The organism is Gracilibacillus sp. JCM 18860 (assembly GCF_055395245.1).
The window spans coordinates 3,846,813-3,868,666 of sequence record NZ_AP043868.1; the positions used below are offsets into that span (position 1 = coordinate 3,846,813).

Consider the following 21,854-nt stretch of genomic DNA (forward strand, 5'->3'; position numbering starts at 1 on the left):
AAGAAATTAAGAAGAGCCATCAATGGGGGCGCGAAAACCCCCACTGATGGTAGCAGATTTTTTATTTCTGTTCGAGCACTGTTAATCCAAGAAGACCTGCTAAAACCTCATTACTAAGTGTTTGAAGCTCCACGCTTTCAATGTCCTTGGCTTTGCCTAAGTCGATACTTAGAATGTTACCATGTGCCCCGTCACCTAGCTCCTGGATAAATCCACTTTGTGCATAAGCACTTGAGGTATTTTCCTTTAACCAATCATCTATATTTTCAGGGTTCGTAAGTGGTAATATTTCTTGCGTACCATCCTCAAGGTTTACCGTGATCTTAGCATTTTCTATACGACTTTGCATGTGATTGGTAGCAACTGTCAGAAAGAAATAGAGTTTATTCCCCGTCACGTTCACAGGAATTTCGACCTTGTCTGGGAAGTTATCATAGAGTGAAGTAAACACAGCATTTTCCTTCCCTTTTGTAATTAAAAATGGAATCCCCATATCTGATTTAAAATGGTCCCCTTCATAATCAAGCTTCGTTAGGCTCGGTTTCACTTTATCTTGACCATCTCGATATTGCCACCAATTTAGCCCATATTCCGTTACCGTACTCGGGATATTATCCCAATAAAACAACTCAGGCTGTGGGGTATATTTGTTCTGATGTAAATTAGCTAAATCCTGGTTTACTAGGCTACTTAAATCAATAGAGTGGCTTTGGTAAGCATTGTGATAAGCACCAGATAGTTGATCATCTAATTCCCAGTTTACGATATTTGTCTTAATTTCTTGCTTGTTGTTTCCGTAAATTGTCAGTAAATTCTCGCCAGGTGTCAGCATGGATGGGTTTTCGATTTTAAATGTTACCAGATCAGATGTTGTATTTGCTTTTATCATCCTGTGTAAAGGAAAATCGGTTCCAGCAATCTGTGCTGTCCCTTTCAGGTTGATGTTTTCCTGACTATTATTTTCGATCGCAAATTGAGCAAATGCTTCGTCATTTTTTATGACTAACTGTCCATCCACTATTTCTAATGGCTCCTTGAGGTTGAGATTGACAGGTAACCACATCTCGCTTTCCCCAGATTCCACGAGCACAAAGAACGTATGGGCACCAGGCTTATTTTTAAGGACAACCGATGCCTTTGAATTTTTTATCGACGACTGCTTTCTATCAAGTATTCCTTGAGGATCATGGAGACGAACAATTTTGCCTTTTTTTATGGAAAAATGATATGCTTCATCGATAGCTCCGACAGCGCTTGCCTTTAATTCCGGCATATGCTTCTTGTTCGGATTCTGATAGGTAATTTCCACTTCCGCCTTTTTGCCCTCAGGTGTCTCTATGGTCAGCCAAGGATGACCAATCCCTGGTTCGAGCGAATAATCCACGGCGCTTCCATTTATCTTCACGGACTTAATCTTCGTATCCTTGGCGATAAGTCTAATATCGTATGCTAATGATTTCTCGCTATGAATGACCATTGTTTCCTTTGCACCATCTTTGTGATAATCATAGGCTAAATAATCTGTATCAATGGAGGCATACTCCCAGTCTTGAGGGAACGCAGGCTGAATCGTCGCCCTTTGATTTGGAACATCCATCTTGATACCGAATAGACCTTCCACAGCTGTTCGTACATACATCGAGGTCACATCGGTAAAATCGACGTGCCCAGATTGAGATCCATCCTGATTCTGAATGTAGGAAAGAACACCAGGTCCTGGTCCTGCAAACAGGTTTGCATCAACGCCTGCCTGTAGATCTCGCGCTTGCTCAGTCAGTCCTAGACGATAATAGGTGAGCATTAAATTGATCGTTTCTGCTGTGTAGATACCTCTACTTGAATAGACATTAGGTAACCAATTGGAAGTCCAAGGTAAACGGCCATTTCTTGGAGTAGTCCCTAACTCGTTTTCTATACGGTTCTCTGAAAATTGTAGCATTTGATAGCTTTCAAATGGATCGGTGAATCCTAAATCGATTGGTGTATAAATACTGGAGAGGTCTGGTGATGCATGCACTCTTTTTAAGCCATAGACATCCTTGTATTCACCAAAAACGCCGATGTCATCCACCCAAAGCTTGTCTTTCATCGCTTGTTCGATTTGTTTTGTACGTTGTTCAAAGATCGTTGGGTCCTTGCCTAACTGTTTAGCGATAGCAGCCATTTCTTTATTGGCACGCCAGGTGTATACACTTGCGATAGTCGCTCCTCCGCCATTGTTCCATTTATTGTCTGTATTCCATGCATTGAGGTGACTTTCATATAATCCTTCATCCTCTGTTTCCATGTATTCATCCATCCAGCTTAAATGCTTGGCAATAAAATCAAAGCCACCATTCTTAAAAATATCGAGATTCCCTGTCCATTCCCAATTGTAGAGCATCATATCGACCAATACTTCCCCCATATTGTAATGGGAATCGCCATTTAGCTTAGATGGTATTCTCCCATTGGATGCTTGTTTTTCAAAATAGGCCTCGGCATTCTCAAAGGCTCGATCCTCCCAGCCTGCTGCGGTAACACCATAAGTAGACCTCCATCCAGGTAATGCGACAAACCAATTGATGGGACCGTGCATGAAGGTTGGTTTGCTCCAAGAGGCGTCCAAAGCTAGGCTTGCAGCAGGAAGTGCAGCATCCAAATAAGGATTAGGTGTATCCAACTTTATCGATTGAGAAAGCTGCTTATAGTAATCAAGGCTTTTTGCAAATACGGTTTCTGGCTCTGTTAAATAGGCATCCATTTCAGGAGACCCAATATCATCTGTTGTCATATTAAAATATATGTGATTATCATAATTTCCTTCTGTTGTACCAATTGCCATTGGCTGAGCTTCTGTTTCTTTTTCAAGGAGTGCGTCAGGCCCTTGAGAAAAAACGGATGCGTCTCCCTTCTGTAAGGCTAAAGGGATATTAGCTGTCCCATACAATGTCGGACCACCACCACGAATGGAAAAATAATTATTTTCGATGCTTACTTCGGTTCCTTCTGTATCTTCCGGATGGAATTTCATCGACTCATAATCTTGGGAACCATAGCTCCCATAATCACGACCACCAGAGGCCACCACTAAATCATCTGTATAGGCATCTGGTAGAGTAACCTTGATAAGTAATCCTTCCGAATCAGTAGGGCGAACAAAACTTAACCGTATTGTTCCATCAATAGATGGATCTCGTAGCTCATATTCTTGATGTCCGTAAACATATCGAGAGGTAATTGATTCGAAGTCAGCAAACCACTTCCCGTTTTTTAAACCAAAAAATACGTGACCTAATTTCTCTTGATCCTTATTTCCTCTATTTTGGAAGAGCAAACTATCAGGCTTATCCCCAACTAAGGCGATGATTCTTGGAGAGTGATGAGGGCCGTATAAAGGGCGATTATAGGATTCTTCGCCATTTTCCACCGTAAAACCGCCATCAATTGGTAAATATTTATAGTGCTTTGTCGTGAGGTGAAGCTTTTCTTTCTGGAAAAGCTTTTTATCATTCGCGGAAGTTACTTGAATCATAAAGGATTGTTCTTTGGCATTTGAAGAAACCGTTAGCTTCCCATCCCGACTCATTTTTACACCTTTAGGCGAATTACTAGCAATACTCCAATTTACCTCGGCATTTGGTATGATCGCACCAAATTGGTCCATGACCTGGGAACGATAACTAAAGGTATTCTTTCCTTTCTCCGGTAAGGCAATTCCTCTTGGGCCTATTATGATAATCCTTTCTTCTACAGGTCGATAAATCGTAATTTCTTGCTCTATTTTTACATCGGGGTTTGACTTGCTTATCGCTATTAAAACCATCGTTAACGGGGAAGAGGGAGGAGAATCAATAGTTAGTTTGCCATTTTGATCAAGACGAATGCTATTCGGAATTTTTCCAGCTAGCTCCCAGGTTACTCCTTCTTCTAAGAGCTCAAAGCCGAACTGATCCGACACTTCAGCTTGATACGAAATTTGCTTGCCTTCTTCATTCGATACTTGTATTTTATTCGGGCCATTGATTTTAATTTCCCCTGGTATCCGTTGTGTATGGGCAGTTGGTCCATTTTCTGTCCAATTGTCTGATGCATCTCCAGCCTCAATCCGTAGCTCTGTGTTCGTTAAATCTAGGTCGCTACCAGATAGATGATAGGAAATTTTATTTTGTTCTGCTTCGGTAGCCTCTGCGTCAATCACCTTGATCAATGTATTATTCTGATATATTCGATATTGCGTAACCGCTACATTATCTGTTGGCATTGTCCAGCTCAAGTCGACACTAGTTTCCGTAATGTTGGACAAGATAAGCTCACTATTCTCTGGCCATACTGGTGGACTAGTTTCCTTCGTTGAATAAATTTCCAGACTATTTACTCGACCATCCTCATCAAATGTGAGGTTTAATTGATGGTCCTTGACCTCTATTGGATAAATTTCTTCAGCAAATTGATTAGTGGTTGCCTCGATTCTATCCTGCTGTTCCCCTTCAATTGTGATATCGGTCTTATTGGCAGCAATATGATCACCAGAAATGATCTTGACAAAGTAACCGCCATTGGGGAGATCAACAATAAAGGAATAATCCTTTCCATTGGTAAAATCTCTCCTTAAATCATCAGGAGCACCACGATCTCGGCAGGATACTTCCTTATCTAACCCGTATCCTGTTTCTGCCTCATATAATAATTTATTGGAGATGGGAAGATATTCTTCCATTGTTGGGCTTGTTTCACAACCAAAATCAAATTTCAGTGGTGTAGCTAATTCCTCTGCAAATAAGCGATCGTAGGAATGCAGGGTCAATAGCATAATAAATAATAGAACGATTGCGGTCCATTTTGTTTTTGACATTTGATAACACCTTTCTATTTGTAATCGTTTTCAATAGAGGTGAAAAATTAAACCCCTATGTTCTTTTAAGGGTTTTCTCTAGATGTCTATTTGTCATTTGCTAAATACGTAAGGCCTATAATTCGTCACCTCCCCATATGACTAATAGTGATATCGATAACAAAAAAATATCATACTTTGTTCGTCATGTCTATGGAACGTTTTGTCGAATAGAGTATAAACACAATTATTACAAACAGCGCCTTATTTAGAGTATAATATGGGCAACAAACCATGTGAAAAAAGTGAGGGAGTCATGATGGAATATAATAAATCTGTGGTCAATCGTTTGAAAAGGATCGAGGGCCAGATCAAAGGTGTCTTAACAATGATCGAGCAAGGAAAGGATTGTCGCGATGTTATCACTCAATTATCTGCATCTAGAAGTGCGGTTGATCGTACGATTGGTCTTATCGTTAGTATGAACTTAGAGCAGTGTGTACGCGACAGTATCGAAAATGGAGAAGATACAGACAAGCTTGTAAAGGAAGCAGTAGAACTATTGGTGAAAAGTCGATAAAGCTAACGATAAACTGCCCTTGGAACTATCTCAAGGGCAGTCTTTTATTGAGAATTAGAGAAAATCCTTTCTCAATTCTTCTGCAGAACGTGGCGAGAGCTGTCCGAGTGTCACATCATAAACGGTTTTGGCACCATATTGTTTCTCCTTGCTTAACCTAAAAGCAGCTCTTGCATAAGCAACTAATACACTTGCTGTAAACTCAGGATTACTATCTAGCTGAAGGGAGAACTCATAGATCTGCTTGTTGTCTTGTCCTGTATTCCCACCACGGATAACAAACCCACCATGTGGCGCTTTGGCGTGATCGCGTTTTAGCTCCTTTTCGGTGATAAAGTGGACTTCAGTTTCATAATCTGCAAAATAATGAGGCATTGTTTTTATTTCCTGCTCGATTGCTCCAGTATCTGTACCTTCCTCTGGCACTACATAGCAAACACGAAGGTGCTTTTCCGCTGTCGCTAGCTCCGGATTAGAGCCACTTCTTACTTTTTCTATTGCCTGCTCGGACGGAATCGTATACTGGACACCATTTTTTACACCACTCACTCTTCTAACCGCATCGGAATGTCCTTGGCTTAAGCCCTTTCCCCAGAAGGTATAATTCTCCCCATTAGGCAAAATTGCATCAGCCATTACCCGATTAATCGAGAATAATCCCGGATCCCAGCCAACAGAGATAATTGCTGTTGTGTGATGCTCTGTCGCAACTTTATCAACAGATTGGTAAAATTCTGGGATTTTTGCATGGGTATCATAGCTATCCACTGTATTGAACATGCTAGCAAAATGGGGAGTTTGTTCCGGTAAATCTGTTGCTGAACCTCCACAAAGCAGCATGACATCAATGTCCTTTTGATACTCAACCGCATCTTTTATAGATAATACCTTTACACCAGGCTCGTTTAGAACTAGTGCTTCTGGATTTCTCCTAGTAAAAACGGCTACTAACTCCATATCAGGAGATTGCTTGATCGCTTCCACTGCTCCTTTACCTAAATTACCGTAACCTACGATCCCTAGTCTAATCTTATTGTCCATTTACATTTCTCCTTAATCAATGTTCTCTATTTTACTTTAAGCAATTATCCTAGAGAAATCAATTGACGAATTTACTATCGGAAAATCTTTTATCGAAATTTCAATATTTTTCATACATATTTGTTTAAGTATTGGAAAATATATACGTGAATTTTAAAACATGGGAGGTAAATGATTGTGCAAAATCAAAACCAAAATCAAATGCAAGGTGGTACACAAATGCCACAAAATATGACGAACCAAGGAATGGATGTAAACCGTGGTGCGCACGAGCTGTTTGATGCACACGAAGTGATTGGCTGTTTAATTGGAATTTTAGAACAGTACAAGCTTTATGATCAAAATATCCAAGATCCTCAATTGAAAAGCATTCTACAACGTCAATCAGCTTTTATGACACAAATGTATAACACCATTGTAGATTCTTTCCATACTGGTCAAGATCCTCAAGTACCCACACAACAATATAAGATGCAAGAAAGCAATGATGTAAAGTATGGCATGAATCCAGGACAACCGAAGCAACCAAAACAATCCGTTAGTGAGCTTACGGATGAATGCTATTCTTCCTTTATGTTAGGTCATACGAAATCTGCAGCTTCTGCATTAGCAATGGCAGCAGCAGAAATTAACAACCCAGTTTTGCGTAGAGTGATTGCAGATAGTGTACCAAACGCGATTGAGATGAGCTATGAGTTATTCCTCTATCAAAACAAAAATGGTTACTATCAAGTCCCTGAGCTTAGCGCTCAAGATACAAGTATGATGCTACAACAATATGGAAAAGCCCCACAACAAGGGATGCAGCATTAATCATAAATATGGAATAAGAGGATACCTCTTGTTCCATATTTTTTTGGATATGCCAATTTTTCTAATAAAAATTGTTCTAAAACCACCTCCGTAAATCTATAATCTTACTAAATGTATACTAAACCGATTTAGTAATCATGCAAGCTTTAGGAGTGCCAGCCTTATATGAAAAAAATAACGATAACAGATGTAGCTAAGCACGCAGGAGTATCCAAAAGTACTGTATCTCAATACTTGAATGAAAGATATGACTACATGGGAGGGGAAACGAAAGCGCGCATTGAAGCTGCGATCAAGGAATTAAATTACAGTCCAAATTTTTTAGCAAGAAGCTTAAAACAGAAGAAGACCAACACGATCGGGGTGATTGTAGCCAATATTTTGCATGTGTTTTCCACACAAATTATTCGGGCGATTCAGGATTATTGTAGTGAGAGAAACTTTCATGTCATTGCTTGTAATGCAGACGATGATCCCAGAAAGGAAAAGCAGTTTATCGAAATGCTTCAAGCAAAACAGGTAGATGGCATTATCGTGTTTCCAACAGGTGCTAACAAAAGCTTATATCAAACATTGATAATGACCAATTATCCCACGGTTTTTATTGATCGAATGGTCTCAGGGGTCGGAATTGATACAGTGCTACTAGATAATGAAAAGGCAAGCAAATTAGCGATTCAAACGTTTTTGATGCAGGGATATCAGAGAATTGCTATGATCTCCCCACCATTGTTACCAAATATAACACCAAGGATGGAGAGAACCACTGGCTACAAGCAGACTATCACAGAAAATGGTCTATCCTTAAGGCCAGAATATATCGCCAATGTAGAAACGACTAATGTCCGAGATCACTTAAGGAAAATGCTAGCTCTTAGGGAGCCCCCAGATGCGATGCTTGCTTTAAACGATTTAGTATTAGTCGAAATCCTTCATTATATGAAAGAAAACCAGCTACAGATTCCAAAGGATTTGGCGATTATTGGCATTGATGATGTAACCTTTGCCAGTGTCTATAATCCTGCATTAACGACGATTGCTCAACCAGCTTTTGCGATGGGAAAAAAGGCAGCCGAATTATTGTTAGAGAAAATTAGCAACATTACGAAAAGACGGGAAGGGATTGTCTACCGTTTTGAGCCAAAAATTATGAGGAGGGATTCTGTTTAAGCTTAGGAGGGTGGTCGACCATTTTTAAAATAACTGAATAAAAGGGGGGAGAAACATGAAGGTGATGATTACCGATTGTGACCATGACCATATCGATATCGAAACAGAAATTTTCCGAGAAGCAGTAATTGAGTTTGAAATGCAGCAATGCAAAACAGAAGAGGATGTGATCGCTAGCTGTCAACAAGCAGAAATAATCATGAACCAATATGCACCAATGACAGAAAAGGTTTTTCGTCATCTACCAAAGCTTCAGCTTATCGTCCGGTATGGGGTTGGTGTCAATAATATTGATGTTGATGCTGCGACTAGATATGGAATCCAGGTTTGCAATATTCCTGATTATGGAGTAGAGGAAGTGGCAGATCATGCCCTTGCCTTAATGCTCAATCTATCAAGAAAAATCATGCATATGAATGCTTCTGTTATAAACGGTAATTGGGACTATCGGGAAAGCATTCCCATTTATCGTCATCGTGATCAAACGGTTGGTGTTATCGGATTAGGCCGAATTGGTAGTACCTTTGCGGAAAGAGTCCATGCCCTCGGCTCTCGAGTTATCGCCTATGATCCTAAATATCAGTACAAAAGGGACGAACTAGTCCTACCATTTATCGAAATAGTAGAGCTTGATGCATTACTAGAAACAGCAGATGTCATTAGTATCCATTGTCCATTAGAGGATGCCTATCATCTGATTGGAAGAGAACAATTAAGAAAAATGAAGAAAACGAGTTATTTAATCAATGTCTCACGTGGTGGCATTGTCGATGAGGAGGCACTGGCTCATGCTATTACTCAAAAGTGGCTGGCAGGAGCTGCACTCGATGTTACGGAAATAGAACCACTGGATATTGATTCACCGTTACGAAATTCTGCAAACATTATTCTAACACCTCATATGGCTTGGTATTCCGAGCAAGCAGCATATGAGTTAAAATATAAGGTTGCCAGAGAAGTCGTTCGTTTTAAGAAAGAAAAGCTAGTGTCTTATCCTGTTAATCATGTAACTAATGGTAGGATGCGAGAATAAAAGGGGTGTTTCAAAATGAAAAGATTGTCTTATATTTCCGTCATTTTAGTAAGCGTTTTCCTAATTGTGTTCCTTTCTGCCTGTGGGAAAGCGGCGGATACAACAGAGAATGAAGGGGAAGAGTCGTCCGGAGCAACCGTACTGAAGGTAGCCTTCAACCAGCCAGAGAATCATCCTCAATTTAAAGCAATGGAGGAGTTTGGGGAGAAGTTGAAGGAACGAACAGATGGAAAATATGAAGTAGAGATATCACCAAACGAATTGTTAGGAGCCCAGCGTGAAACGATAGAACTTGTCCAATCTGGAACGATTGCGATGTCTATCGTAGGTGGAAGTTTAATGGAGAACTTCAATGAAGATTTCGTCGTGTTTAATTTGCCATATGTATTTGATTCCAAGGAACATCAGAAATCCGTTATCAATAATGAAGATATCGTAGGAGATTTATACCACTCTGTGGAGGATCAAGGGATGATCGTCCTTGGAGCATTTCATGGAGGCGTAAGAAATGTCTATAATAGCCAGTCTCCGATAGAAACACCTGAGGATTTGGCAGGAATGAAAATACGTGTCATGGAAAGTGATACAAATGTGCAAATGATGGAGAAAATGGGCGGTGTCGGAACACCAATGGGGCAGGGGGAAGTGTATACGGCGATTCAATCAGGTGTGCTCGATGGCGCGGAAAATAATGAGCTTGTCTACAATGATCTCAAACATGTCGAGGTTGCCCCGTATTATAGCTATACCCAGCATGTGATGTTACCTGATTACTTGCTTATCAATGCAGATCTTTTTAAAGGAATGTCAGAAGAGCATCAAGCTATTTTTCGAGAGGAATTAGCGAATGCCATCGACTTAGAATATGATCTATTTGAAGAAGATGTCGATCAAGCAAAAAAAGCGGCCGAGGAAGCGGGAGCACAGTTTAATGAAGTTGATGTGAAGGTATTTCAAGATGCAGTAAGACCTCTAATCGAAGAAAAATTAACCTCTGAGAAGGCAAAGGAAATCTATGAAAAAATGCAAAAGCTAGAGTAATAAATGAGGTGATGAAATGGATGCAGTAAAAAAACGACTGGATCAAGCGCTTTCCGCTATTTGTATTACTTTGTTTGCCTTTCTCGTATTACTTGTGACATGGCAGGTGATAACTAGGTTTATTTTAAATAACCCAAGTGTCGTCTCTGAGGAATTAGCAAAATATTGCTTCGTCTGGCTTGTGATGTTTGGATCAGCCATTGTATTCGGGGAGAAAGGACATATGGCAGTGGAAGTGGTGAAGGATAAATTCCCACAAGGATTGAAAGCTGTAAATGAAATAGTGATTGAGGCACTGAATATGGTATTTGCCTTATTTGTGCTACTTATCGGTGGGTTTATTGCTGCAGAGCTTGCTTGGACACAGATGAATGCTTCCTTACAAATTCCAATTGGCTATCTTTATGCTGTCATGCCAGTGAGTGGCTTGTGTATTTTATTCTATTGCACGTATAACATCTATCAAACAGTCCAAACACGAAAAAAGGTTAAAACAGAATAATCATGGAGGCAAGGAGGGGTTTGCATGGATATAGCAGTAGTAGTTGGCTTGATCTTAGCAATAGGGATTTTGTTTTGTCTGATCATAGGGGTACCTATTAGTATTAGTGTTGGAATCGCATCACTGATTTCCATGCTCTATATTCTATTTTTTCAGGATGCGCTTTTGTCCTCTGCCCAGCGGATGTTCACTGGAATGAATTCCTTCACCCTGTTAGCAATTCCCTTTTTTATCCTCGCAGGTGTGATCATGAATAATGGCGGGATTGCTTCAAGGCTGATTCATTGTGCACGAGTCCTCGCAGGAAAAATGCCAGGCTCATTGGCGCACACGAATACCATTGCGAATATGCTTTTCGGTTCGATCAGCGGCTCTGCAGTAGCTGCAGCCGCTGCGGTTGGTACCACCATGACACCAATGCAAAAAAAAGAAGGATATAGTACCGAATTCAGTGCATCTGTTAATATATCATCAGCACCTACAGGGATGCTTATTCCACCGAGTAATATTATGATCGTTTATTCCTTAGCTAGTGGTGGTACGTCGATCGCCGCCTTATTTTTGGCAGGATATATCCCTGGGATTCTCTGGGGACTTGGTTGTATGCTTGTCGCCTTTTTCATTGCAAGGCATCGCAAATATACTTCCCATTTATCACTAGGATTAAAAGAGAAGCTGTTCGTGATTCTCGATGCGATACCGAGCCTACTTCTCATCGTCATCGTAATTGGCGGGATTGTTGGCGGTATTTTTACCGCAACAGAAGGATCTGCCATTGCCGTTGTCTATTCCTTTATTCTATCTTTTATTTATAAAGCAATTAAAATCAAAGATTTACCCCGAATTTTGCTAGAGGCAACAAAAATTACCTCGATTGTCGTTTTCCTAATAGGGGTTTCTAGCATTATGGCATGGGTGATGTCTTTTACGAATATACCTGGACTCATCTCTGATTTGTTATTATCCATTTCAGATAATACGATCATCATACTGTTAATTATGAATCTTATCCTACTCATAATTGGCGCATTAATGGATCCGACCCCCGCTGTATTAATCTTCACTCCAATCTTTCTCCCAATCGCCATGGAATTAGGTATGGATCCTGTTCATTTTGGGGTAATGATGGTATTAAATGTGAGTATCGGGACGATCACCCCACCAGTCGGACCCGTTCTGTTTATTGGAGTAAGAGTCGCCAAACTAAAAATCGAAAGCGTGGTAAAGCCAATCATGCCTTTCTTTTTCGTCATTGTAGGTGTTTTATTAATCGTCACCTTTGTTCCCGCCGTGTCCTTATGGCTACCTGAATTATTTGGATTAGTTTCAGGGAATTGATAGAGTGGTTGCTTTCCTCTCTCATTGAATGATAAAAATCTGCTAGTCTTTGAGCTTATATCTTGGTTATCTCGAAGGATGCTCGCGAGATAACTAAGATATATTTTTTTATTTTGGTTTTCGTACGGAGAGCTGGTGAAATAACCAAGATAAATAGTTATATCGAGGTAATCTCTCGATCCGCACATGAGATCACCAAGATACCTATCCTAACTATTCCCAATAAAATTAATGAAAACACTACCAAAATCCTGCCGAAATATGTTATAACTATTAGTAGTTTTACATAATTTTTACATATTTTTAATGATTAGTTAATAGTGGATTTCTACAATGATGGGAGAAGTCCTAGCGTATTCTATTAATCTAATCTAAAAGGAGGTAGCCAATTGAGATTTTCATTCAAGCTCTTAACTATTATTCTACTCACGAGTTCTTTAATTTTACCAACTAGTATCCTTGCAGCAGAAGGCGATAATGAGAATTTTTCGCTAACGATCATGCATATGAATGATACACATGCACATGTAGAGCCGTTACCAAGAATGCTTACAGCTATTAACGAGGTGCGTGCAGAGGAACCAGAGGCACTTTTATTTCATGGTGGAGATGTATTTTCAGGAACACTATACTTTAATCAGTATAAAGGAAAGGCCGATTTAGCTTTATTAAATATGATGGGCTTTGACGCCATGGTATTTGGAAATCATGAGTTTGACCTCGGTTCAAGCGAGGATGGTCATCAATCCTTAGAGGAATTTGTCCAAGCTGCTAATTTCCCATTACTAGGCACAAATGTTGATTTTTCAAATGATCCATATATGTCTGGGATCGTCAATGATGGATTTATAGAATCTGCCGAAAGTGGAATGGTCTATGATGGAATCATTAAGGAAGTCGATGGCGAAAAAGTCGGTATATTTGGACTTACCACAGAGGATACAGCGAATATTTCCAGTCCAGTCAATGTAGAATTTTTGTCCTATATAGAAGAAGCACAGCGAGCAGTGGATCAATTTAGTGAATTGGGTATTGATAAAATTATTGCAGTGAACCATATTGGTTATGATAGTAACCCCGACATGGGAAATGACTTGCAATTGTCAAAATATGTCGATGGGATTGATGTAATTGTCGGTGGACATTCCCATTCAAAATTAGAAGAACCGGTAGTTGTCGAAAAGGATGAAAATGGAGCGGACAAGGACCCAACGGTTATCGTGCAAGCATATCAATATGCTCAACTCTTAGGAAGACTCGATGTGCAGTTTAATGAAAATGGGGTTGTAACTGAAAGTGCAGGCCAATTAATCGATGTCACGGAAAAAGAACCAAATGAGGATGCCAGCAAAATTCTAGCCCCATACAAAAAGGAAGTAGACAAAATCATTGATCAAGAGACAGGTGCCGTTGCAGCAAAACCTTTGTTAAATCCACGTCTTAGTGATAGTGAAGTTAGTGTTCGTGCCAATGAAACAGAATTAGGAAATTTAATTACAGATGCGATGCTAGCAAAGGCGAAAGAAAAGGATCCAAGTGTTGTCATTGCCATGCAAAATGGTGGGGGAATTCGAGCAGCTATTGATAAAGGCCCTATTACAGTTGGGGAAGTAATGGCGGTCCTCCCCTTCGGAAACGACCCTGTCGTAGCACAGTTAACTGGTCAAGAAATAAAACAAATACTCGAACATAGTGTAAGTCAAGCACCAAAAGAGAGCGGTGGATTTTTACAAATTGCAGGTATGAGGTTCACTTATGACAGTGGGGAGAATGAGGGATCTCGTGTCATTTCAATGGAAATAGCAAGAAACGGAGAATATCAAAAAATAGCCGAAGATCAGATCTACTCTGTCACTACGAATAATTTTACAGGAAAAGGTGGAGACGGCTTTGAGGTATTCGCCAAAGCATATGAGGAAGGTCGAGTAAAAGATATTGGCGAAATCGACTGGGAGCAACTACGCGACTATATGGCCGAGGATCTAAATGGGCAGGTTGACCCTGTGATAGAAGGTCGAATTATTGATCTTCAAGGAGAAGAACCAGAGCAACCGGAGTTACCAAAAGAACCGGAGGAGGATCCAAATAAAGAGGAGCCTAATAACGAACAGGACGGAGATTCTAGTGATGAACAAAAGGAAGAAGCACCTGAGAAAGATGGAAATGACGGGAATGACAATCAATCAACTAATAATCCCTCTAATGAAAAAGAGTCAGAAAAGCTAGAAAATGACCAAAGCGAAAAGGAACAGAAAATAGAGGATCATCATCAGAATCAAAACGAAGGAAATTCACTTCCCAATACAGCAACCAATCTTTTCACCTTTCTTCTAATAGGTGGCCTGTTGTTATTTATAGGGATATGTGTGTTATTATTTAAGAAATTCAAGATCGTGAATTAATAGAAAAAAGCGAAGGGCTAAAGTGATATGCTCCCTTCGTTTTTTATTAGTTGCAAAAAAAGTCGCTCTACTCGCAAAAATAAAGCAGCAGCTGCAAAAAAAGTCGCTCCACTCGCAAAAATAAAGCAGCAGTTGCAAAAAAAAGTCGCTCTACTCGCAAAAATAAAGCAGCAGTTGCAAAAAAAGTCGCTCTACTCGCAAAAATAAAGCAGCAGTTGCAAAAAAAGTCGCTCTACTCGCAAAAATAAAGCAGCAGTTGCAAAAAAAGTCGCTCTACTCGCAAAAATAAAGCAGCAGTTGCAAAAAAAGTCGCTCTACTCGCAAAAATAAAGCAGCAGTTGCAAAAAAAGTCGCTCTACTCGCAAAAATAAAGCAGCAGCTGCAAAAAAATCCACTCCACTCGCAAAAATAAAGCAGCAGTTGCAAAAAAGTCGCTCTACTCGCAAAAATAAAGCAGCAGTTGCAAAAAAAGTCGCTCTACTCGCAAAAATAAAGTAGCAGCTGCAAAAAAAGTCGCTCTACTCGCAAAAATAAAGCAGCAGTTGCAAAAAAAGTCGCTCTACTCGCAAAAATAAAGCAGCAGTTGCAAAAAAAGTCGCTCTACTCGCAAAAATAAAGTAGCAGCTGCAAAAAAAGTCGCTCTACTCGCAAAAATAAAGCAGCAGTTGCAAAAAAAGTCGCTCTACTCGCAAAAATAAAGCAGCAACTGCAAAAAAATCCACACCGCTCGCAAAAATAAACAATAGCTCCAAAAGCTCGCCCACTCCCAAAATCTCCAACCACCTTCATCTCTCCATTAGGATAAACAAAACAAATATGCTACAATCTTTAAAAATATCTTTTAAAGAACGGAGGGACAATATCTTGGAAGAGATCGTAGGCGAATGCTTGGCATGTGGAGAGACGGTATATTGTAGGGATGGGTTTTTAGATGGAACCAATGAAAATAATAAGCTCCTCTGTCCATCCTGTAGTGAAGAATTACTGGAAAATTAAAAAGGGGGCACGCTTGATGCGATATGTCATTATTGGTGGAGTTGCTGCAGGGATGAGTGCTGCAATGGAAATCACGCGGACAGATTCGAAAGCTAAGATTACGGTATTAGAACGTGGGCAGGATTATTCGTATGGGCAATGTGGACTGCCATATGTTATTAATGGCGTCGTACCAGATATAGATAAGGTGATTGCAAGAACTGTGGAAACCTTTAGAGAGAAATATGGGATAGATGCTAGAACTTTTACAGAAGTAATCCATGTTGATGAAAAAAAGAAAAAAGTATATGGAGTTCAACTAAAGACAGGCACGGCCTTTGAAATAGACTATGATCGTTTACTGATTGCGACAGGATCTGATCCCGTTCTCCCTAATTGGAAGGGGATAGAGCTTGATGGAATACATCCATTAAAGACATTAATAGACACAAAAGCCATACTCCAAGATTTAAATAACAAAATTAAGAATGTAACTATCGTTGGAGGAGGGTATGTCGGTTTAGAAATGGCAGAAAGCTTTCATTCGCTTGGTAAGAACGTGACACTCATCCAACGTAGCGATCAGCTAGCAACAATCTTTGATCTGGATATGGCAACGATTATCCATCAAGAGGCAGAAAAGCACCAAATTTCCTTAATACTAGGTGAGGAAGTAGAAGGTTTTTCTGGAGACAAAAGAGTGAATACCGTCATTACCAATAAAGGGAGCTATTCCACTGACTTAGTGCTCTTAAGCGTTGGTGCGAAACCAAATACCGATTTTTTACAAAATTCTGCCATTCATATGAACGCACAAGGGGCGATTCATGTAAATGCCTATATGCAGACCTCCATCCCTCATATATATGCAGCGGGCGATTGTGCTATACAGTATCATCGCGTGAAGCAATTAGATGACCACATTCCGCTTGGAACAACTGCTAATAAGCAAGGACGAATTGCTGGTGCAAATATGGCCGGAAATCCGTTGACATTTAAAGGAATTGTCGGAACATCCATCATAAAGTTTTTTGACCTGACTCTAGGCCGCACAGGATTAACAGAAAAAGAAGCAAACCATTTAAAGCTTCCCTATGCTGTGGAAGTGTTAGAGGCAAACAATCAAGCAGGATATTACCCTGATGGGGAAACCCTACATATCAAGCTTATCTATGATAAAAACAGCTATGCCTTACTTGGTGGACAAGTGATTGGTAAAAAAGGTGTCGATAAACGCATTGATGTTTTAGCAACAGCTTTATATAATAAAATGACAGTCAAACAGCTACTCGATCTAGATCTTGCCTATGCACCACCTTATAATGGTGTGTGGGATCCATTACAGCAAATGGCAAGAAAAATATAACAGGCTTTGAGTTTAAGTGGAGGCTTTAAAAATGAGACGAAAAGATGCCGACAAGGAAAAGCACATACTAATCACAGCAAGGAAGCTTTTTTCAACGAAAAACTATCATCGAATCTCGATGCAGGAAGTGGCGGATGTTTGTGGTGTGTCAAAGGGTAGCTTATATGTGTACTTTAAATCAAAAGAAGACCTGCTATTGAACATCCTTCAGCATTATTTCCAAAGTATCGAGGATGAAATTGCTCAGGTCGAATTAGATGCGACGCTCACGACCACTGAAAAATTCAGGAAGGAGCTCGAAATAAAAATCAGACACTATATGAACCATCATGAGTTTTATCGGTTACAAAGTCGAGATCTTTTTGAATTAGCATCTAATAAAATTTCTCCATATTTACATCAGCAAAATATCGCTCAAATTAAATGGACAGAGCAGTATTTATTGAGAATATATGGGGACAAAATCCAACCATTTGTATCAGATGGTGCCTTTTTATTAATGGGAATGATAAGACAGTATATCGAGTTAATCTATTGGAAGCATTTCCCGTTGGATGTTCATAAAATCGTTCATAAACTTTTTACACAAATCGATTATATTCTCAAGGGCATGCTGGCAAATAACGATGAACCGCTCATCAACGAGAATTTATGGTCCTTATATTTACAAGAAAATGTAGAAGAAAAAGAACACCCGCTTCATTTGATCAAACAATTAAAGCAAGAATTGAACAGCTTAGCCATATCAAGCGAAAAGCGAGCCGAAGCAATCGAAACCTTAGCCATTATGGAACAAGAATTAATTAGTATGCAGCCAAGATCGGTTATCTTAAGAGGCATGCTACATAACCTTGGTGATATTACGGAAATCGAAGCTACGAGATTAAAGCTAGAAGAAAACCTACAATTAGAGAAAAGAGCCAAATAAATATTTGGCCCTTCCCATCTAATTTATGAATATATCCTAGCAGGTAAATATAGTAAAGATTGTCCCGTTGCGGAATCTGTTAAATTTTTCTCTAGGTCAAAGGTCGGAATCGCTTCGATCCGACTAAATGCCTGTAAAAAGGTCGTTAATGCAATTTTTGCTTCTAATCGAGCAAGTGGTGCACCTAAACAGAAATGGGGACCCTTACCAAAGGTTAGATGCTTTACATTGTTCGGTCTGTGAATATCTAATGTAAAAGGATTTTCAAATACATCTCCATCCAAATTCGCTGCACTCATCCATGCAACGACAACATCTCCTTTTTTTAAATCATGACCTAATAAATGATTGTCCTTCTTTACTGTACGATCTCTTTTGGAAGAGTGAAAACGATATCGGAGCATTTCTTCAACTGCCTTCGGAACAAGATCCAGGTTCTCTCTTAATTCCTGATAAACAGAAGTATCATCATAAAGTAGCGAGTAGAAGGTATTGGCAAGTAAATGGCTCGTTGTTTCTACACCTGCCCCTAAAAGCAACATGGTGGTTCTAATAATCTCATCATCTGTAAACCTTTCTCCGTCAACTTCTGCTCTGATCAGATCAGAGATTATATCATCGGCTAAATTTTCTCTTTTGCTGACGACAATAGGATAAAGGTATTGATAATATGCTTTTGCTGCTTCTTGCTTCTTCCATTCACTTTCCGCTTTTTTGGTTGTATCAATCGGCTGAAAAAGGATGTCGACCCATTCTTTAAATTGCATTCTATCATGAATGGGAATACCGAATAAATCAGTGATGACGATGCTAGGTAAAGGAGCAGCCAGATCATTAACCAAATCAACAGTAGACTTCGTTTTCATCTGATCGACTAGCTCATCTGTAATTTGTTGGATTTGAGGTTCCCAATTTTTTAAACTTCTTGGTGTGAATGCGGCAGATAATAAGGAGCGTCTTTTTCGATGATCAGGTGGGTCAACGAAATTGATATTTGTTTTTTCTGGTAATGAACCTTCTTTGTTATCCGCACCAACAGGAATCGTCGTTCTCGTACCGACACTTGAAAAATACTCATAATTCGTAAGTACCTCTAATACATCCTTGTGCTTAAAAACATGCCAGGTGTTTGTTACCTCATCATAATAAACAGGGGAATTTTCTAGCATTTCTTGGTACCATTTGATTGGAAAAAACTCCTCCGCACGTGATTGGAATTTGGTGATTTCCTTTAATGAAATGACTTCCACTGCCATATAAGGTAACTCCCTTCTATTTTTGATTAAATGGTAGCTCGGACAACTTTACAGAATCTGTTGGGCATAACCCTGTAGCTTCGATTAGATCCTCCATATGATCGGTTGGAATCTGCTTTTTGCCTTGGTTGTTATCAAGCTTAACAAATGCTAATCCCTCATCGTCAAAATCAAATACATCTGGAGCTATTCCTTCACAATTTCCACAGCCAATACAAGTCTCCTTATCCACCACTGCATATGTTGGCAATTTAAAACCTCCCATCAACTAAAGTGACCAATTAGTTTTATGTAGAACTCAGTGGTCATTTTTAGATTAACATATCATTTCAAAGGAAACATGAGCATTCTGAATCGTTTTTTGCTTTTTGGTACAAATTACCTAAATAAAACGAGAAAAGGCAGTGCCTTTTCTCGTTATTGCATCGTCATATTTTCCTTCATCATCGCCTTCTCGGTTAAAGAACGTCTATGTTCTAGCTCCACATCCATTTCTGCTCGCTTATGATCCAAATGATAGAAGTACATGACACCTATAATGAGTAAGCAAATGACGATAGGTGTCCATATAAAGCTAATTTCAATATATTGAAGGGCGATAGTGGTTTGTTCCACGTTAGGAACATAGCCACCCATGCTTAATAATAATCCAATGAAAGCACTGGCAAGCCCCATACTTCCTTTAACGAAAAAGCCTTGAAATGCTGCAATCATACCAGCAATACTACGGTTTTTCTTATATTCAGAGTAGTCAATTACATCTGGCTGAATTGCGAAGGTACTACCAAAGATTCCATAGATCCCGAGACCAGTTATGGCTAGACCAACAATTAATAGACTAGGAGATGGCTTTCCGAGAAAGATTAGTAAATCGCCAATGATGTAGATTACAGCACTTAATATGAGCACACTTTTCTTAGACATCTTCTTCTGGAGCCATGGTAGGACAAATAGCATAGGTAAGCCAGATAGAATTCCGAATAGCCCAACAAATGTTAACCATTCTGTCCGACCAAGGTTATAGGTAAAATAATAGATAACGGTCGTATTTCGAATAACAAACAAACCGAAATACAGGAAATTGATCACTAAAAAAATAATCGTTTGGCCAGTTAATCCCTTTAAGTCTTGTAAAATAGACGATTTTCCTGGTGTCACGGAAGGAGGGACTACCTCTTTTGTATTAGCAAATGTATACACAAATAACAGCATCGCAATCAATCCATACATACTCATGGTGATTAAGAACCCTTTTTGCATATTACCTTGACCGAATAATTCGACTAGTGGCATTGTAATCGACATCACTAAAGCGGTTCCAATAAGCGCGAAAATCATCCGAGAGGTCACCAACACATTTCTTTCATGATTATCAGAGGTTAGTCTAGGAACAATCGTATTTAACGGAATATTGACCACCGTATAAGCAGTACTTAACAGGCAATAGGTAACATATGCCCAGATGATTTTTCCGGTCATATTAAAATCAGGTACAATAAAAGTTAAAACCGTAAAGATGGCAAACGGAAGGGCGCCGATTAAGAAATATGGTCTGCCCTGTCCCCATCGTGTTTTTGTCCTATCTACAATGAGCCCCATGCCAGTATCTGTTAAGGCATCGATTATTTTGGTAACGAGCATTAATGTACCAGCAGCAGCTGCGGTAATCCCGAAAACATCTGTGTAAAAAAACATTAAGTAAGATGCCATTGTACTAAAAACGAGATTACAGCCTAAATCCCCTACACCATATCCGATTCTTTTGTTCCATTTCCCCATTTCCTCACATCCTTATCGAATATTATCTAAGCTTAAATGCTTGTAAAACCACCATCTACGACAAAATCCGATCCTGTTGTAAAGCTACTAGTATCTCCCGCAAGATAAACACAGATGGATTGTAATTCCTCAGGTTTTCCCATCCTCTTCGTTGGCGTCATTTCATTCCACTGTTTAATTAATGGCTGTAGACTGGGGGAGTTTAGAGTAAGCTCTGTTCCCATATATCCTGGACTTATCGAATTCACTCGTACATTTCTAGTAGCCCATTCCACCGCAAGTGATTTGGTTAGTTGAATCACACCTGCTTTAGACGCATTGTAGGCACATTGAGGTTGTGGATGGTTCACGATATGAGCAGACATCGAGGCTGTATTAATAATGGAGCCACCACCTTGTTCGAGCATGATCTTGCCAGCAGCCTGGGCGCTGAGAAATACCCCTGTTAGATTAATATCGATTACCTTTTTCCACTGTTCAAAGCTCATATCCTCTGCAGGGGCATTGATACAAATTCCAGCATTACAAAAAGCAACGTCCAAGCGCCCGAATGCTTGAAGAAACTGATCCATCATGTGGTTAACATCATCAGGCTTGGTAACATCGGCTTCGATTGCAATGGCCCTTGTTCCATTAGTTGTACTAATTTCTTCCGCTGTCTTTGTTGCTTCCTTGATATCTAAATCTACGATGGCAATATCCGCCCCTGCCTCGGCAAAAGCAGTTGCAACACTTTTGCCAATTCCACGAGCTCCCCCTGTTACAAAGATCTTTTTACCATCCAGTCGCATTTTTTCGATAATTCCCATGTGTAAAA

At 39.7% G+C, this 21,854-nt stretch carries 17 protein-coding genes; 11 read left to right on the forward strand and 6 right to left on the reverse strand.

Annotated elements, in window-relative coordinates:
* Positions 1–61 precede the first annotated feature (61 nt).
* The gene (locus ACZ5R4_RS18825) at positions 62–4,834 is read right to left on the reverse strand and encodes a hypothetical protein (protein ID WP_464367814.1); all 4,773 of its coding nucleotides are present in this window, start codon (positions 4,832–4,834) and stop codon (positions 62–64) included.
* 298 nt (positions 4,835–5,132) lie between these two features.
* Between ACZ5R4_RS18825 and ACZ5R4_RS18830 the strand changes: the two genes are divergently transcribed.
* Entirely contained in the window at positions 5,133–5,393 is a 261-nt protein-coding gene (locus ACZ5R4_RS18830; RefSeq protein WP_054788671.1) for a metal-sensitive transcriptional regulator, read from the forward strand.
* Between the two features lie 54 nt (positions 5,394–5,447).
* Here ACZ5R4_RS18830 and ACZ5R4_RS18835 read toward each other — a convergent pair whose 3' ends face one another.
* The gene (locus ACZ5R4_RS18835; RefSeq protein WP_464367815.1) at positions 5,448–6,434 is read right to left on the reverse strand and encodes a diaminopimelate dehydrogenase; all 987 of its coding nucleotides are present in this window, start codon (positions 6,432–6,434) and stop codon (positions 5,448–5,450) included.
* A gap of 171 nt (positions 6,435–6,605) precedes the next feature.
* On the opposite strand from ACZ5R4_RS18835, the gene ACZ5R4_RS18840 reads away from it, so the two are divergent.
* The 10 genes from ACZ5R4_RS18840 to ACZ5R4_RS18885 all read left to right on the forward strand — a co-directional run bounded on the left by ACZ5R4_RS18840 (position 6,606) and on the right by ACZ5R4_RS18885 (position 18,002).
* Positions 6,606–7,247, forward strand: a complete 642-nt coding sequence (locus tag ACZ5R4_RS18840; RefSeq protein WP_054788670.1) for a spore coat protein — start codon at positions 6,606–6,608, stop codon at positions 7,245–7,247.
* 165 nt (positions 7,248–7,412) lie between these two features.
* A complete protein-coding gene (locus ACZ5R4_RS18845; RefSeq protein ID WP_109983785.1) occupies positions 7,413–8,417 on the forward strand; it encodes a LacI family DNA-binding transcriptional regulator in 1,005 nt (334 codons plus the stop codon).
* A gap of 55 nt (positions 8,418–8,472) precedes the next feature.
* Positions 8,473–9,450 carry an NAD(P)-dependent oxidoreductase gene (locus tag ACZ5R4_RS18850; protein ID WP_054861027.1) on the forward strand — a complete coding sequence of 326 codons (978 nt, stop codon included), beginning with the start codon at positions 8,473–8,475 and terminating at the stop codon, positions 9,448–9,450.
* Between the two features lie 15 nt (positions 9,451–9,465).
* A complete protein-coding gene (locus ACZ5R4_RS18855; protein WP_109983783.1) occupies positions 9,466–10,491 on the forward strand; it encodes a TRAP transporter substrate-binding protein in 1,026 nt (341 codons plus the stop codon).
* 16 nt (positions 10,492–10,507) lie between these two features.
* Positions 10,508–10,993, forward strand: a complete 486-nt coding sequence (locus tag ACZ5R4_RS18860; protein ID WP_109983782.1) for a TRAP transporter small permease — start codon at positions 10,508–10,510, stop codon at positions 10,991–10,993.
* A 24-nt stretch (positions 10,994–11,017) separates the two neighbouring features.
* The gene (locus ACZ5R4_RS18865) at positions 11,018–12,331 is read left to right on the forward strand and encodes a TRAP transporter large permease (protein ID WP_109983781.1); all 1,314 of its coding nucleotides are present in this window, start codon (positions 11,018–11,020) and stop codon (positions 12,329–12,331) included.
* Between the two features lie 389 nt (positions 12,332–12,720).
* A complete protein-coding gene (locus ACZ5R4_RS18870) occupies positions 12,721–14,733 on the forward strand; it encodes a bifunctional metallophosphatase/5'-nucleotidase (RefSeq protein WP_464367816.1) in 2,013 nt (670 codons plus the stop codon).
* A gap of 864 nt (positions 14,734–15,597) precedes the next feature.
* Complete coding sequence (locus ACZ5R4_RS18875) at positions 15,598–15,729, forward strand: hypothetical protein (RefSeq protein WP_277679743.1); 132 nt, start codon at positions 15,598–15,600, stop codon at positions 15,727–15,729.
* Positions 15,730–15,745: 16 nt separating this feature from the next.
* Positions 15,746–17,074: a CoA-disulfide reductase gene (locus ACZ5R4_RS18880; RefSeq protein ID WP_464367817.1), complete on the forward strand. Its 1,329-nt coding sequence runs from the start codon at positions 15,746–15,748 to the stop codon at positions 17,072–17,074.
* A 31-nt stretch (positions 17,075–17,105) separates the two neighbouring features.
* On the forward strand, positions 17,106–18,002 hold the full coding sequence (locus ACZ5R4_RS18885) for a TetR/AcrR family transcriptional regulator (RefSeq protein WP_464367818.1): 897 nt from the start codon (positions 17,106–17,108) through the stop codon (positions 18,000–18,002).
* Positions 18,003–18,025: 23 nt separating this feature from the next.
* On the opposite strand, the gene ACZ5R4_RS18890 is transcribed toward ACZ5R4_RS18885, so the two are convergent.
* The 4 genes from ACZ5R4_RS18890 to ACZ5R4_RS18905 form a co-directional block, all read right to left on the reverse strand.
* Entirely contained in the window at positions 18,026–19,258 is a 1,233-nt protein-coding gene (locus ACZ5R4_RS18890; RefSeq protein ID WP_464367819.1) for a cytochrome P450, read from the reverse strand.
* A gap of 16 nt (positions 19,259–19,274) precedes the next feature.
* Positions 19,275–19,508 (reverse strand): ferredoxin, encoded by a 234-nt coding sequence (locus ACZ5R4_RS18895; RefSeq protein WP_109983776.1) that lies wholly within the window; start codon positions 19,506–19,508, stop codon positions 19,275–19,277.
* A 167-nt stretch (positions 19,509–19,675) separates the two neighbouring features.
* A complete protein-coding gene (locus tag ACZ5R4_RS18900) occupies positions 19,676–21,037 on the reverse strand; it encodes a glycoside-pentoside-hexuronide (GPH):cation symporter (protein ID WP_464367820.1) in 1,362 nt (453 codons plus the stop codon).
* Positions 21,038–21,069: 32 nt separating this feature from the next.
* A complete protein-coding gene (locus ACZ5R4_RS18905) occupies positions 21,070–21,846 on the reverse strand; it encodes an SDR family oxidoreductase (RefSeq protein WP_109983774.1) in 777 nt (258 codons plus the stop codon).
* Positions 21,847–21,854 lie beyond the last annotated feature (8 nt).